This is a genomic window from uncultured Abiotrophia sp. (assembly GCF_938010525.1).
In the GTDB taxonomy this organism is placed as follows: Bacteria; Bacillota; Bacilli; order Lactobacillales; family Aerococcaceae; genus Abiotrophia.
The window spans coordinates 13,494-27,823 of the sequence record NZ_CALLVK010000012.1 but is presented as its reverse complement, the minus strand read 5'-3'; the positions used below and the strand labels follow the sequence as shown (position 1 = coordinate 27,823).

Genomic DNA, 14,330 nt, shown 5'->3' with positions numbered 1-14,330 from the left:
GGGAGCCTGATTCTAGTTGTCTTAACGACGGCCCGCCGCTTGTTTGAGGGCCATATATTCGTCCTTATGGTCAAATCCGACTAGCATTTGAGGATAGCTGGCATCCAGATATTCCATGAGTCGATTTAATTTGGCTTCAGTGTCTTTAACTGAGTGTTTGGCTGGGAAGACAGCTAAGCGTTTGAAGTCTTTGGTATGGAGATAGACCACAAACTTGACGGTCTTGTAGAGGTTAAAACGTCTGGTTTCCTTGTAGACATAGCTATAGATCATGTCACGCAAGTCCACCATGGCATTCTTACGCCCCATGACAATCAATTGATCCTTATAGACATAGACGCCCAAATGCTTCTCGTAGTAGGTCGCACCCTTACGTAAGGCTTGTTCATCTTGACTTAGCTCAGGGAAGGTTACTAAAAGTTGTTCGTAGAAGCGTTTATTATCTAGATAACGGAAGACAGCATAGGCTAGGAAACCTAAGCCCACTAAGGCAGTACCTGCAGTCATAATGGTACCAGTACTTTCAACATTAGCAACACTGGTCAGGTTGAGTTTCTTAATTTCAAACGCTTTGTTGTCCGCCACTCCAGGCTCTTGCTTTTCTAGTGATTCTCTAGTGTTTTGGAGGGAAAGGCTACTGAGCTCCTTAACTTCCCCCATAATCGTAATAGGGTTAGTCTCTAGGGTGCCCTTTCTTTGGGCTTCTTCTAGCTTTTTGATAATGGCTAAATCGGGTTTAGCCTCAGTCACTAGGAGGCTCTTATCACCCGCCACAACAAAGGTTTGTTCTTTCTCATGCTTGGTATCTTCAATTCTATAAATAGCTTTTACTGCAAAAGTCGTCTTGCTACTTTTAGTGGTTTCACTCGTTTTAGGATAAACATACCCTTCACTGGCTAACTTGTCAGGTGTCGATTGAGTCGCCACATAATGGAAGAAGCCGGCTGCACCTAATAATAGCAAACCATATATCACGAGACTAATCACACCTCGTTTAAAGTTGGGTTTCATGGAATTCCTTCTTTCTAATTATTATCATTAACTTAATTATAGCGGAGACCTTATCCCCTGTCTAGTAGCCCCTTTAAATTCCCAGTCGCTCATCATCGATCAGGATATGAGGGTAATGACTTGAGATATATGTCAGGAAAGCTTCTAATAGCGCACGCGCTTCTAAGTCAGGATAAGGGCGTAACTTAACTAAGTCATAGTGATCATCCTGATAATAACAAACTAGTTTACTGTTCAGTCGCTTATTAATGACCTGGGAGCTAATGCTTAAAGCCAAAAAATCCTTTAAGTTCAGGACTTGGTCTCTGCGACCTATGACAATAAGATGGTCTTGGCAGACATAGAGGCCCAATTCTTTGGCCTTGAACTGGCACATAGACAGAAGGAAATCGGAATCTCCGGCTAGTTCAGGGATCACTTGATAGACCTGGCGCCAAAAACGACGCATAGCCCTATAACGATAGACAGTAAAGCCAAATGCTAGAAGCGATAAAGTTAAGAAAACATAGCTTGCTAACTTCATGGATTGAATATAGGTATCCGCCTTGCTTTGGTTAACTAACATCTCCGCTACAAACACTTGCCTACCCGTCTTACTTTTGACAAAGTATTCGATTGATTTTATAAACTCTCGGCTTCTGTCACTGTCATCTACCATTGCCATCACATAATAAGGCTCCATCTCTAGTTTGCCCTTATCACTTTCTTCCTTGAGTCTCAACAGAAGAGGCGAGTCATCTGGCATTAGGATTGGAATATCCCCTATTCCATCACCAACTAAGAAAAGACTCATTCCGGTCTTGTCATCGCGATAGACAACCGTTTTCCCTTCCTTCACTACATTACTGACGGAGGAAACATAAGTAAATTTTTGAACTGGGACGGCAGTCAATCGACTGACTTTTGAGACCTTAGGATAGACTAATCCTTGGGCACGGAGACTCTCCGCACTGGTCGTTTGGCTGATAAAGGCAAGTAGTCCCCCAATCAAGAGACAGATGGCTGCCATGATTAAAGAAGGCAAGAGCTTCATTAATTTATATTTTCTCATCATTTTCTCCCTCCTCAAACCATGCCTCTATTTTACAAGATTAAGGCCATCCTAACCACTATCAAAAAGGACCGGGTCACCCCAGTCCTTTGCATGGGTCAGGCATGGCTTAGCCACGTGCTTGACGTTTTAATTCTTTATAATCGGTCGCATGCTGAACCCCTACCAACATAGATGGATAAGCTTCTTGCAAGTAAACCATGAGACGATCTAACATGGATTGGGTGAAGTCTCTTTGATAGCGCCGTGGCTTGACTACAAGGCGCCGGAATTGGTTATTATGCAAGTGAACTTGGAAGGTAACCACTGAATTATTGGTTTGACGGACTGCATAAGTATAGATGATTTGAGTCAAGTCGATGATACGATCATTAGCCCCAATCACTACCAAGTGGTTCTTATAGACATAGAGACCTAACTCAGGGCTGTGGAAATCGCTGTCGGTCACTAATTTATCTAGGTCTTGCGCTAATTCTGGGAAGTGATCATAGAGGGTATTGTAGAACTTAGTATTTTTCCAGTATTTCCAGAGGGAGGTAAGTAGCAATAATAGAACCGCAGCGCCTAAGGCATAGCTTGCGAACTTCATGATGTTGAGACGGCTCTCAGCTTCTGCCACATCTAGGAGCGCAGAATCATCATAGCCTGATTTTACAGAAGCATCAACATCAGCACGTTGGATAACTTTTTCTGCAATTCTTAAGTCATCCGAGTCTTTTGAGGCAAGGGCCAAAACATTTAGAGGATTAGACTCCAGTTGCCCAGCCTCAAGTCGTTCCTTAAGGATTTTAAGTACGTTAGAATCATCATGTAATACTACTGGAAAAGCCCGCTCGCCGTCAGAGGCCAAGTAAGCAACCAAGCCTGTATTGTTGTTTTCAGACACTACGACCCCATTTTTTGTTTTTGTGATGGTAATCTTCAAAACAGGAATAATTTCCTTAATGGTGACTGCGGTATGCCCTGTCAGCGCTTCGGTCTTAGGGTAGACCAGGCCTTGTTCTACAAACTGGTCAGCACTTGAATTCTGACTCTTATAGAAGAGGAAGCCACCAAGGGCAGCGCAAATCATGGCAAAAATTAAATAAGGCCAAACATTACGAAGATTATTGCGTTTCATAACTTACCTTCTTTCTTAAATGATAAATTCATTATACCCTTTTTAGAAGTCAGTGTGAAGCCTTTGCAAGTAAAAAGAGCCAGCCCTAAGGCTGACTCTCCCGGTGAGGGCTTATTTGACACCAGCAGCATTTTTCAATGCTTGGTATTCTGGTGCATGATCAGCACCCACTAGAATTTCAGGGTAGTGCTGATCGACGAAGTAAGTAAAGGCATTGATATCATCATCATAGGTTTTCTTAGAGCCACCCAATGTGCTGAGAACATGTTTCTTGAAGTTCTTATCATAGGCTTCAACCGAGTAGTTGACATGGCTAGCAATCCCCTGTTGAATGGTTTGTTTGACAGCCACTAAGTAGAGGATATCCTTGGCAGGCACAATGGTATTGCGCTGCGCCAAAGCAATGAGATGATCCTTGTAGACATAGAGTCCACGCTTGCTGTCAGCATATTGGCCACCTAATACTAAGAGATCCAGGTTACCTTCCAATTCTGGGAATTGGGCATAGAGTTCACGATAGGCTTTCTTACGGCGGGAAACATTGAAGACAAAGAGCCCGACGAAGAACAAGGCCAGCGCGACAAAGCCATAAGCACCATACATGAGCATTTGCGCACTAGATTTATGCTTCTTGACATGAATAATATAGGAGCCATCTAAGGAAGTCTGAGCATCAGTCTCAAGTGATTGACGAATTTTAGAGATGTTATCCTTAGCAGCAGAGCTGCTATCTTTTTCACCAACTACCAGAACAGGATTGCTAACTAGTAAACCTTTTTCTTGGCTTGCAAAGGCAGACTTAATATCAGCATCATCCTTATCCGCAATGAGGCCAAGAACTTTATCACCTGATAAAACCAAGTACATAGCAGCCTTGTCATCGTTCTTTATATTGCCAATTTCTTCAATGATTTCAATTTTAATAGCTACGTTTTGTCCAAAATCGTTTGGATAGAGACCACCCCGGTCCACAACATACTGAGGGCTACTTGCAATCCAACCTATAAACCACATTATAATAGCAAATCCACCAAATAAAACGGTGAGAAAAAAAGTTGCCCAAAGGCCACGCAAGTTTTTTTCCTTCATAGACACCCTTCTTGCTCCTTAAGTATATCTCTATTATAAACCCCTTTCATAGATTTGTACAGATATTTTCAAGCGATTTCTTACTTAATAAGAAAGATTACCTTAACAAATGCACTGAGTTCGAAAAAGTCTCTGAGGCATAAAACCCGACAAATGGAAAAGACGCCTCAAAGGCGTCTTAAGCTTATTTAGAAGTGATTTGCAAATCAGGATAGCCTTGCCCTAGCACAACTAGGAAGGTCTCCAAGTCTTCCGCCAAAATTTTCTTGCGACCATGGTAGGATCTAAAGGTATGAAATTGCCCCTTCACATCTCGTGCGCGGAAGAAGTAGTTAACATGTTTTACCCCGTAACGACCACGCGAAACTATCTTATTCAAGGTCAAAGCGGATAGCTCGTTTATAGGCAGAACCGCCATGCGCAGCCCCAAGCAAATCAAAGTGTCTTTGTAGAGATAAAGGCCACGATAGTCATCTGCATAATCACTGGCTGCTTGCAAGTGGTCAAGCTGGCCCTTGAGTTCAGGGAAACGTTGATAGAGACGGTCATAGAACTGACGTCGACGGTAGCGGTTGAACAATCCCCATAAGATACACAAGACACTGGCTGATGTAAAACCATAAACTAGCCAATGGATGGTCCTTTGTGACTGACGATATTCTTTCATGTTGACTAGATATTCCGTCCATAGCTGATCACGGTATGGAAGACCAGTTTCACTATTATCGGCCATTGTATCTAAGAGTTTCTTGGCTGCGTCACTCTTATCCACTTCCCCAATCAGCTTTGCAGGTTCATTGAGAAGCGCGCCATAGGTCTTGAGTCGAGCAGCGGCGACATCCGGATCATCTTTGCTAGCGACCAAGACTAGGTAAGGCTTATCTGTTACCTTAGCGGCTGAGACAAGGTAGATAGCCACATTATCCTCTTCAGCCAAGAGAAAGATCGACTCTGCTTCTACCACTACATGCTTGCTCGAGCTTTCTGGGAAAGGTTCCTGGCCTGCCAAAAGAGCTTGGGGTTGGGTCGCAAGGAGAGCCAGATAAGCAAAGGACGTAAAAATTAATAAGAACAGCAAGAGGCCACTACCGGCCCATGTCCGCCAACCAAATACTTCTTTAAGCTTTTTTCTTTCTTCTTTCTTCACCGATTTCCTCCTAATGAATATAGAAAAACGCCCCTAAAGGGCGCTTGATTATTCTGCTGAACTTTCTTCCGCATGGTCAGCAATGACAATGCGTGACCGTTTGCGACCACGAGTCTTAACGCTGTAGACGATGGTCCGGATGGCACGAGCTACACGGCCCTTCTTACCAATCACACGACCTACATCTTGCGGATTCAAGTGCAAATGATACTCCATGAAGTCATCGGTCTCTACTTGTTCCACGCCAAAATCTTCTGGGTGGTCCAAGAGCGGCTTCACGATTGCAGTAATTAATGCTTCAATATTTACCATATCTCATCATCCTTTATCTAGAACACTGCTCGAGACTATTTGCTTTCGTGGAATTTCTTCATGATCCCTTTTGAAGACAAGAGGTTACGCACGGTGTCAGATGGTTGCGCACCATTTGATAACCATTTCAATGCGAGTTCTTCTTCAACTTCTAAAGTAGCTGGGTTAGTTAATGGGTTGTAGTGACCGATTTTCTCGATGATACGACCATCACGTGGAGAACGTGAGTCAGCAACAACGATACGGTAGAAAGGTGCTTTCTTAGAACCCATACGTTTCAAACGAATTTTAACTGCCATGTTAATTTCACCTCCTCAATTGATTACAGACCCTAGTCTAACATATAAAAAAGCATCTGTAAAGTATTTTTACTTTACAGATGCGAAAATTTTGTTTACTTAGCTAAACCTTCTGAGATCTTATCTAAGTTATACTTCATCATAGAGTAGTAGCTGTCGCCTTCTTGGCCTTCTTCAGCAATAGAGTCAGTGAAGATTTTAGCGTAGATCGGAATACCAGTCTCGCTAGAGATGGTCTTCATTGGACGGTCATCCACACTTGATTCTACGAAGAGAGCTGATACCTTAGAACCTTTGAGCTTCTTAACCAAATCACGAATTTGGTCAGGTGTGCCTTCTTCTTCGGTGTTAATTTCCCAGATGTAAGCTGATGGTACATTGTAGGCTTTAGAGAAGTACTTGAAGCAGCCTTCGCTGGTAACAATCATTTTCTTCTCTTCCGGAATAGCATCAAACTTAGTTTTAGCTTCCTTGTCCAAAGCTTCTAACTTGGCAACATGGTCATCCAAGTTCTTTTGGTAGAAGTCCTTGTTGCTTGGATCTTTTTCAATCAGGTGTTTAGCAATGTTCTTAGCGTAAATCACCCCATTTTCTAAGTTCAACCAAGCATGAGGGTCTTCCTTACCGGTTTCGCCCTCACCTTCCAAGTGAATAACTTCCACACCCTCGCTGACTGCGAAGTAGTCTTTATTTTCCACTCGTTTGGCATTTTCTACCAATTTAGTGAACCAAGCATTGCCCCCAGTTTCCAAGTTAATGCCATTGTAGAAGATTAAATCAGCTTGGGTAGTTTTCTTAATATCGTCAGGTAGTGGCTCATATTCATGAGGGTCTTGGCCTACTGGTACGATGGAGTGAAGATCGATTTTATCACCCGCAATGTTCTTGGTGATATCGGCGATAATAGAGTTAGTTGCGACAACTTTGAGTTTTTTATCTTGAGCGCTCACGCTTGGTACCAAACAAAACAATACCGTCAAGAGTGCCACTAATTTCATTAGCTTATGTTTCATTTGCGTAAAACCCGCTTTCTAAAGAATTGTTGTTTTGGAGAGATGAAGAAGCTAATCGCGAAAATCACAGCTGAGGTGAGTACAATGCTGGAGCCGGCCGCCACGTTGAAGCTAGTCCCGAGGAAGAGACCTAATACTGAAGTCACAGCCCCCAAAATCGATGAGAGGAGAATCATAGACTTAAGGCTATTGACGTAGAGATAGGCGGTGGCAGCAGGTGTAATAAGCATGGCCACAATCAGGATGGTTCCGACACTTTGCATGGCCGTTACAGACACTAAGGTCAAGAGAATCATTAAGAGGTAGTGGTAGAAGTTGACCTTCATGCCCATGGCTTTAGCCATTTGCGGGTCGAAGGACGTAATCAACAACTCCTTGAAGAAGAGGATGATGACGATTAGCACCGCTACTGAAACCCAAATGGTAATCCACTTGTCAGAATCTTGAACCGCTAAGATATTCCCGAAGAGAATATGGAAGAGATCTGTCGAACTCCGGGCCAAGCCAATCAGGATGACCCCCAAGGCCAAGAAGGAGGAGAAGGTAATCCCAATCGCTGTATCCCCCTTGATAATTGAATTTCCTCGAATGAAGGTAATAATCATGGAGGCAAAAAGCCCAAAGACAATGGCCCCGACGAAGAAATTAATCCCCAAAATGAAGGATAAGGCGACCCCTGGTAACACCGCATGGGAGATAGCATCCCCCATAAGAGACATCCCTCTTAGGATAATGAAACACCCTACAGCCCCTGAGACAATCCCAATGACAATGGCGGTGACTAGCGCATTCTGCATATAATGCAGGGTCGACACATTCTCAATAAACTCATGAATCAAGGTCATACCTGGTCACCTCCCTTACCAAAATAAACACTGTCGCCATAGGCGGCCTTCATATTCTGGTCATTAAATACCTGCTCAGTAGGCCCTACAGCAATCAGTTGCTTATTGATGATAATCAACTGATCGAAGTAACGCCGTACCTTATGCAAATCATGATGGACAATCAAGACGGTCTTGCCTTGGTTCTTGAGGTCCTTCAAGATCTTCATAATAATCTCTTCACTGACCGAATCAATCCCAGTAAAGGGCTCGTCCAAGAAGATGTAATCTGCTTCTTGAACCAGACAGCGCGCCATCAGAACGCGTTGGAACTGTCCACCCGAGAGGGCTGAGATTTGTCGGTTAGCGAAGTCACTCAAGCCAACTTGGGCGAGCGCTTTTTCAACTTTATTCCATTCTTTCTTACTTACCTTGCGGAAAATACCGAGATTACTATACGTGCCTAAGGAGACACATTCTTTGACCTTAATTGGAAAGTTGAAATCAATGTCACTCTTTTGTCCGACGTAAGCTACTTTCTTCAGCATCTTCTTGGCAGGCACCCCGTCCAGAAAAATCTGGCCATCATGGTCTACCATATTCAAGATTGCTTTGACAAAAGTAGATTTACCAGCACCGTTGGGCCCAATAATGCCGGTAATGGTCGGACCTGCTAATTCTAGGTTAACCCCTTCCAAAGCGACCACTTGATTGTCATAACTGACCGTTAGATCCTGTGTCTTAATCACATGAATCATCTCCTCTCTTACCGCTAATTATATTGTACACCAGAGAAAAGATTAGGTCAACCTAAAATGTTTAGGTTTGCAAAAATTTTTCTTGTGATTTTAGGTTTAGAAGCTTTTAGCTTTCAAACTTATGTTTATCTATGGTGATAGGCGCTTTTCATGGCTAACTCATTATATCGGTTTCTTGTTAGCAGTGATATTAGTTTTGGCCACTCCATTTGAGACACCCACCAAAAAATTAATGACGAAAATTTTTCAAGCCGCATCAAAAAAAAAGCCCCGCCCTTTTCAAAGGACAGGAGCCGAAATGTTAGGATAGGATTAAGTCCACCAGCTCTTGGGCGGTGACTGGGCCAAAATAATGAGCCAAGTCCTGTTTGGATAGGACCGCTAATAAATCTTGCTTGGTAACAGCTGTTCCTAGCAAGGCTTCTTCAATATCTTGGATGGCCCCTTTACCGAAGAAATCACCATAGATACGGCATTTGCTAATGCGACCAGCCTCAACTTCTAGGCTGAACTCTACAGTCCCGATTCCCAGATGAGCATCGCGATTATAGCTATAGCGTGGCGAATTTCCATAGTTCCATTCCCAGTTGCGATATTTAGAATCAGCCAGGGCTTCAATGGCTGTCCAATCTTCTTCAGTCAGCTGATAACGCTTGGCTTGATCAATGGAGTCAATCCCCATTAGACGGCAAATAACCTCATCCTTAAACTGATCAATGGTCATATGACGATAGGGCTCATCCAAGAGTTCGCGCAAGCCCATAACCCGGCTGCGCACCGATTTAATGCCCTTAGAATCAATTTTCTTACGGTTAGGATTGAGCACTTCCACCATGGCTTCATAATCGACATCTAATAGGAGGGAATGACCACCATAAATCTTACCAGCTACCATGGTCATGGCGGCACCAGATACCTTTTTGCCTAGCGCCGTCAGGTCATTACGACCACTTTGCTCGACCTCACTTGCCCCCATATCATGTAAGAGTTTGACAACGGGTGCGTAGAAACGTTGATAGTTGCCATAGATATTGGTATCGCCTGGCATAATATAGCAGACATTGACGGCCCCCTGATCGCAGTAGACCGCCCCACCGCCCGTGTCACGACGGACTAACTGAATATCATGTTCCTTAAGATAGTCATGGTTGACTTCCACCTCTGCGTTCTGGAAGCGACCGATTTCCACCTTAGGCTTACAGTAATAAGGGAAAAGTATGGTCTCGTCTAAGTCTAAATGATTAAGAACATAGACCTGCATAGCCAGCGTTAAGGCCCCATCAGGCAGATATTGGCCATTGCGAATAGGTTCAATTAGATACATCTCATCCTCCTAGGCTTGATTAGCTGCAGCCGCACAGGCCAACAAGAGGTCTTTACTGTCTCGAGACAGCCAGACCGTCCGGTCTTGAATGGCACGTGGCATGCGATATTGTTTTTGATTTAAGGTCACCAAGATGGCATCCGGATTGGCCATGACCGCTTGGTGGAAAGGTTGCTTAATAAATTGTGGTGTGGTAAAACCTACCCCGATTTCAAGATAGAGCACCTTGTCCCCTTCATGGCTAGCCAAGAAATCCTTGTAGCGACCCAATTGGGCCATAAAGTCTCCATCTTCCACCATGCCCTTTTCAGCATTTCGCTTGTTGATTTCTAGCGGTGCCCCGCACTTAGGACAGAGAGGAATATCTTCATAAGCCACCTGACCTTGGACTTGGTGCTGAGCTAGGTGGCGAATCAGCGCATCATCTCGATAGGTCTGGGCATGGCAATGGCGACTGCACTGCATCAAGCCATACTCCCCCTGGATATGGAAGACCTTCTTGGGATCATAATCTGCCACCCAGAAGGCATTATCGGCATTGGTCGTTATGATATGATAGTCCTTGTCCTTGAGTAAGTCTTTGAGAGCCAAGTAAGATGGACCCACGGGCTGATCCAAGTAGTTGAGGCAGACAAAGCGACTTTGGAAGGCCCAATATTCCGACCAACTAGGGAAATCAAAGAGACTAGCCTGCAACATATCAAGAAATCCATACTTTTCAATAAAGTCAGGAAAAGCCTCTTGGAAACGTGGGCCAATATAGGTAAAACCATCCGCGGCTGACATGCCGGCTCCAATCCCCACAACTACTGCCTCTGCTTCCTTAAGCAGGACCAAGAGTTGCTGGGCTTGATTAGGATAGGTTTTAGTTAGTGCTTGCCACATGGGAGGCCTCCTTGGAATTAAGTAAGTCATGATAGAGTTGGTACTGGCTATCTGTCCAGACATTGAAGATGACCTTGAGCTTGGAACCCGTCTCCGCTAGATAAGCGGCGACCGTTTCAATGGCAATTGGAGTCGCTTCTTCAATAGGATAGGAAAATTCACCGGTCGAAATACAGCAGAAAGCGATTGTCTCCAAACCCGCTTGGTCGGCACAAGCCAAACAAGCCCGATAAGCCTTTTTGAGTAGGTCCTGCATCATGGGCGATACTGGCAAATGATGAATGCGTGGCCCTACCGTATGAATGACCTGCTTGGCTGGTAAATTAAAGCCGGGTGTCATGAGAGCTTGACCGACAGGCAGCGGCTTACCACCACGGGCCTTTTTCAAATCGGCACAGGCCAAGCGCAAACCAACGCCGGCAAAGGTATGAATCTGGTTATCAATGCAATAATGGTTAGGTTCAAAGCAACCTAGCATGGCTGAATTAGCTGCATTAACAATGGCATCTACCGCCAAACGGGTAATATCCCCCTGCCAGAGATAAAGTGAGGGGTGCGCTGTCTTCTGGCAATCAGCCAAGTGATAGATAGGTTCCTGCTGGCGCCAGGCTGCCAAGAAGCGACTTTCCAAATCGAGGTAGTCCTGACTAACTGGATAAGGCAAGCGTTGATTGACTAAGCCACGATATTGCCGGAACTTTTCTTCATCAGTCCCCGGCTCAGGGCTAGCCCCAAGATGACGAATCAGGGCATCCAAATCTTGCTCAAACATGTCAGCCCCACCTCTCTTAGTCTAGCGGATCTGGTAAAGCCAAGAAGGCTGCTTCCTCAACATCAGTCAAGCGCACCAGCCAAGATTCTGCTGGATTAGCTGAGTTAAGCAAGGTTGGCTGATCTTGAGCGGCGGAGTTAAGCTCCACAATGCGACCAGATAGGGGTGAAAAAATATCTAAAACCGTCTTAGAGGCTTCCAAACTTAAGAGGGAGTCGCCAGCCTCGACTTGGCTTTGGCGGGTAAATTCCACATAGCCGACCGTTCCGACATCGTCTTGTAATTCTGGGGTCATGCTGAGGGTGTAGATATCCCCTTCTTTTTCAACCCATAAATAATTACCTAATTTCTTCATTATAATTCCTCCGATTTCTTATCTTGATTGAGTTGATAGGCTTGTGCTAAAGCCTGGAGTGTTGCTTGACGTTTTTTAATATCTGGCACTAAGGGAATAACCATAAGCTCCTCAAGGTCTAGACTAGCTGCCAAGTCATCTAGCTGCTGCTTGACTTGATCGAGGGTGCCTACGACCACACGCTGACGGTTGATTTCTATCTGTGCTCGGTCCTCCTGACTTAGGGGATAAGCGGCCGCCTCCTGGACTGTTGGAAAGGTCTTGAATTCAGCATAATCTTGCTTACCCAGTTGCCAGATGTCTAAGGCTGATAGGAGTTGCTGACACTGAGTCTCATCCTGACCTAAGACCACAAAGACCGCCAGGCTAGCCTGTGGTGCGTGGCCTGCTTCTTGGCAGGCAGCTCGATAAGTATTTAAGGCTTCTTGGGCACTGGCAAGTGGGTCTTTGCCTGGTGCTAGGAAATAGCCATAGACATAAGCCTGACCCAAACTTCCTGCTAACTGGGCTGAGTGAAGGCCAGCCGACAGCAACCATAGGGCCTCCTGGCTAGGTCCTGGCGCGTGCAAACCAACTGATTCTGGATCCGCCAAGTACTGAACCAAATCCGTCACTTGCTGGGCATAATCTGAGCGCTTAAGTTCACCCGTGCCCATCAATTCTCTGACAGAGCTGGTACCTGGATTATTTCCTAAGCCCACATTGACACGACCTGGATAGAGGGACCTGAGGGTAGTCACCCACTCTGCTACCTTATAAGGCTGGTAGTGAGGTAGCATGATGCCACCCGAACCAATCATAATGCGCTGCGTTTTCCCTAGCAAATGCATGATCATGAGCTCCGGGCTGGCGCTGGCTAGGGCTGGCACCTGATGGTGCTCGGCCACCCAGAAACGGTGATAGCCCAATTCATCTGCTAATTGAGCCAGGGCTACTGTCTCCCCTAGGGCTTCTTGACTTGTTCGGCCACTGTCTACCATGGCATAATCCAAAACACTTAGTAACATGTGAGCCCTCCATTCTTATCAATAATTTTATTATCAATCAGACCAAGGGGAATGTCAACTCATGGTGTTTGACCAGATGAAATTTTCATGCTAACGTGTAAGTATCTGATTATGCTAGCTGCTTGAACAGCTGCCGAAGGAGTGTCTCACATGCCATCACCCCTGCTTAGCCCACTAGGTCTAGGTACCCATACCTTAGCCAATCGCTTCGTCCTCTCACCTATGACTACCAATTCCTCAACCGCGCAAGGTCACATTACAGAAGAAGACTTGGCCTACTCACGCCGCCGAGCTCAGTCCGCCCCCCTACAAATCACCGGGGCTGCCTACATTCATCCCCAGGGACAACTCTTCGAATTTGGACCCAGTCTAGCTGAGGATGTCTGTGTGCCGGGTTTGACAAAACTAGCTCAGGCTATGCAGCAAGATGGCGCCAAGGCGCTCATCCAATTGACCCACGCGGGACGATTTGCGGAGCCTTACTTACGTCGGCAGGGCTATGTTTACGGGCCGAGCCCAATGACCCTGAATTCCCCTATCCCCCATCAAGTCAATGCCTTAGATCAGTCACAGATAAAGGCCATCATTGGCTACTATGCGGATGCAACGCGACGGGCCATTCAAGCGGGCTTTGCCGGCATCGAGTTATCCAGTGCCCAACGTTTGCTGCCTCAGTCCTTCTTATCTACCTTCTCTAACCAGCGGACGGATGCATATGGGGCTGATAGTCTAGAAAATCGCGCTCACTTGATCTTAGAAATTTGGGAAGCCATTATGGAGGTCGTCGAGCGACTGGCGCCGCCTGGCTTTATCCTAGGCTATCGCTGTACGCCTGAGGAAACGCGCGGCCAAGAAGTGGGCTATACAGTAGAAGAATTCAATCAAGTGACGGATTGGATTTTAGAACGTGTCCCCTTGGACTACCTCTGCCTAGCAAGTTGGGGGCGGGATGTCTTCCGTAACCGCGTGAGAGCTGCGGGACCCCATCAAGGCCGTCTAATTAACCAAGTCGTCCATGAGCATCTAGCCGGTCGACTTCCTCTCATGGTAACGGGTGGCATTAACTCTATTGCCAAGGCCCAAGAAGCCTTAGAACATGCTGAATTAGTGGGGATTTCTACCCCCTTTGTGGTGGATCCAGACTTTGTCAATAAGTTTGCTGCAGGAGATCCTGATCCGATTAATCTGCAGATTAGTCCTGAAGACTTGGCAGACTTGGCTATTCCTCAAGCCGCCTTCAAGGACATTGTCCGCATGATGGATATCGGCCAAGCCCTGCCACAAGATACTCGCGACCAATTCCGCAAGCTAGAGCAGAATTATGACGGTGATAAGACCTTCAAAGAAGTTTAAACTTCCTATT

Annotated in this window: 16 protein-coding genes; 1 reads left to right on the top strand and 15 read right to left on the bottom strand. The window is 45.5% G+C overall.

From position 1 onward, the window contains the following. Positions 1 to 21: 21 nt before the first annotated feature. The 15 genes from Q0339_RS02205 to Q0339_RS02135 form a co-directional block, all read right to left on the bottom strand. Entirely contained in the window at positions 22 to 1,011 is a 990-nt protein-coding gene (locus tag Q0339_RS02205; protein ID WP_298077150.1) for a hypothetical protein, read from the bottom strand. Between the two features lie 73 nt (positions 1,012 to 1,084). Further along, positions 1,085 to 2,065 (bottom strand): hypothetical protein, encoded by a 981-nt coding sequence (locus Q0339_RS02200; RefSeq protein ID WP_298077148.1) that lies wholly within the window; start codon positions 2,063 to 2,065, stop codon positions 1,085 to 1,087. A gap of 106 nt (positions 2,066 to 2,171) precedes the next feature. Continuing rightward, on the bottom strand, positions 2,172 to 3,182 hold the full coding sequence (locus Q0339_RS02195) for a hypothetical protein (RefSeq protein ID WP_298077147.1): 1,011 nt from the start codon (positions 3,180 to 3,182) through the stop codon (positions 2,172 to 2,174). A 111-nt stretch (positions 3,183 to 3,293) separates the two neighbouring features. After that, positions 3,294 to 4,196 carry a hypothetical protein gene (locus tag Q0339_RS02190; protein ID WP_298077146.1) on the bottom strand — a complete coding sequence of 301 codons (903 nt, stop codon included), beginning with the start codon at positions 4,194 to 4,196 and terminating at the stop codon, positions 3,294 to 3,296. A 259-nt stretch (positions 4,197 to 4,455) separates the two neighbouring features. Beyond that, entirely contained in the window at positions 4,456 to 5,418 is a 963-nt protein-coding gene (locus Q0339_RS02185; RefSeq protein WP_298077145.1) for a hypothetical protein, read from the bottom strand. A gap of 48 nt (positions 5,419 to 5,466) precedes the next feature. Further along, the gene (locus Q0339_RS02180; protein WP_023390740.1) at positions 5,467 to 5,730 is read right to left on the bottom strand and encodes a KH domain-containing protein; all 264 of its coding nucleotides are present in this window, start codon (positions 5,728 to 5,730) and stop codon (positions 5,467 to 5,469) included. A 35-nt stretch (positions 5,731 to 5,765) separates the two neighbouring features. Then, positions 5,766 to 6,029, bottom strand: a complete 264-nt coding sequence (gene rpsP, locus Q0339_RS02175) for a 30S ribosomal protein S16 (protein WP_023390741.1) — start codon at positions 6,027 to 6,029, stop codon at positions 5,766 to 5,768. Positions 6,030 to 6,124: 95 nt separating this feature from the next. Further along, positions 6,125 to 7,027: a metal ABC transporter substrate-binding protein gene (locus Q0339_RS02170; RefSeq protein WP_298077143.1), complete on the bottom strand. Its 903-nt coding sequence runs from the start codon at positions 7,025 to 7,027 to the stop codon at positions 6,125 to 6,127. Between the two features lie 11 nt (positions 7,028 to 7,038). Next, on the bottom strand, positions 7,039 to 7,881 hold the full coding sequence (locus Q0339_RS02165; protein ID WP_298077180.1) for a metal ABC transporter permease: 843 nt from the start codon (positions 7,879 to 7,881) through the stop codon (positions 7,039 to 7,041). A gap of 2 nt (positions 7,882 to 7,883) precedes the next feature. Further along, complete coding sequence (locus Q0339_RS02160; RefSeq protein WP_298077142.1) at positions 7,884 to 8,615, bottom strand: metal ABC transporter ATP-binding protein; 732 nt, start codon at positions 8,613 to 8,615, stop codon at positions 7,884 to 7,886. A 310-nt stretch (positions 8,616 to 8,925) separates the two neighbouring features. After that, positions 8,926 to 9,948 carry a lipoate--protein ligase gene (locus Q0339_RS02155; RefSeq protein ID WP_298077141.1) on the bottom strand — a complete coding sequence of 341 codons (1,023 nt, stop codon included), beginning with the start codon at positions 9,946 to 9,948 and terminating at the stop codon, positions 8,926 to 8,928. A gap of 9 nt (positions 9,949 to 9,957) precedes the next feature. After that, entirely contained in the window at positions 9,958 to 10,833 is an 876-nt protein-coding gene (locus tag Q0339_RS02150) for an NAD-dependent deacetylase (protein ID WP_298077140.1), read from the bottom strand. Continuing rightward, positions 10,814 to 11,605 (bottom strand): protein-ADP-ribose hydrolase, encoded by a 792-nt coding sequence (locus Q0339_RS02145; RefSeq protein WP_298077139.1) that lies wholly within the window; start codon positions 11,603 to 11,605, stop codon positions 10,814 to 10,816. Before Q0339_RS02145 ends, Q0339_RS02150 begins: the two co-directional genes overlap by 20 nt. Before the next feature lie 16 nt (positions 11,606 to 11,621). After that, a complete protein-coding gene (locus Q0339_RS02140) occupies positions 11,622 to 11,960 on the bottom strand; it encodes a glycine cleavage system protein H (RefSeq protein ID WP_298077138.1) in 339 nt (112 codons plus the stop codon). Then, on the bottom strand, positions 11,960 to 12,967 hold the full coding sequence (locus tag Q0339_RS02135; RefSeq protein ID WP_298077136.1) for an LLM class flavin-dependent oxidoreductase: 1,008 nt from the start codon (positions 12,965 to 12,967) through the stop codon (positions 11,960 to 11,962). The genes Q0339_RS02140 and Q0339_RS02135 overlap by 1 nt, the downstream gene beginning before the upstream one ends. Before the next feature lie 150 nt (positions 12,968 to 13,117). Here Q0339_RS02135 and Q0339_RS02130 point away from each other — a divergent pair, with 150 nt between their 5' ends. Beyond that, a complete protein-coding gene (locus tag Q0339_RS02130; protein WP_298077133.1) occupies positions 13,118 to 14,320 on the top strand; it encodes an NADH-dependent flavin oxidoreductase in 1,203 nt (400 codons plus the stop codon). The last annotated feature ends 10 nt before the right edge of the window (positions 14,321 to 14,330 follow it).

Bases quoted from the DNA above. Each gene is read 5' to 3' on its own strand.
- Q0339_RS02200 (WP_298077148.1), bottom strand. From the start codon at position 2,065: ATGATGAGAAAATATAAATTAATGAAGCTCTTGCCTTCTTTAATCATG.
- rpsP (WP_023390741.1), bottom strand. From the start codon at position 6,029: ATGGCAGTTAAAATTCGTTTGAAACGTATGGGTTCTAAGAAAGCACCT.
- Q0339_RS02140 (WP_298077138.1), bottom strand. From the start codon at position 11,960: ATGAAGAAATTAGGTAATTATTTATGGGTTGAAAAAGAAGGGGATATC.
- Q0339_RS02130 (WP_298077133.1), top strand. From the start codon at position 13,118: ATGCCATCACCCCTGCTTAGCCCACTAGGTCTAGGTACCCATACCTTA.
- Q0339_RS02190 (WP_298077146.1), bottom strand. From the start codon at position 4,196: ATGTGGTTTATAGGTTGGATTGCAAGTAGCCCTCAGTATGTTGTGGAC.
- Q0339_RS02150 (WP_298077140.1), bottom strand. From the start codon at position 10,833: ATGTGGCAAGCACTAACTAAAACCTATCCTAATCAAGCCCAGCAACTC.
- Q0339_RS02170 (WP_298077143.1), bottom strand. From the start codon at position 7,027: ATGAAATTAGTGGCACTCTTGACGGTATTGTTTTGTTTGGTACCAAGC.
- Q0339_RS02195 (WP_298077147.1), bottom strand. From the start codon at position 3,182: ATGAAACGCAATAATCTTCGTAATGTTTGGCCTTATTTAATTTTTGCC.
- Q0339_RS02135 (WP_298077136.1), bottom strand. From the start codon at position 12,967: ATGTTACTAAGTGTTTTGGATTATGCCATGGTAGACAGTGGCCGAACA.
- Q0339_RS02155 (WP_298077141.1), bottom strand. From the start codon at position 9,948: ATGTATCTAATTGAACCTATTCGCAATGGCCAATATCTGCCTGATGGG.
- Q0339_RS02145 (WP_298077139.1), bottom strand. From the start codon at position 11,605: ATGTTTGAGCAAGATTTGGATGCCCTGATTCGTCATCTTGGGGCTAGC.
- Q0339_RS02205 (WP_298077150.1), bottom strand. From the start codon at position 1,011: ATGAAACCCAACTTTAAACGAGGTGTGATTAGTCTCGTGATATATGGT.
- Q0339_RS02180 (WP_023390740.1), bottom strand. From the start codon at position 5,730: ATGGTAAATATTGAAGCATTAATTACTGCAATCGTGAAGCCGCTCTTG.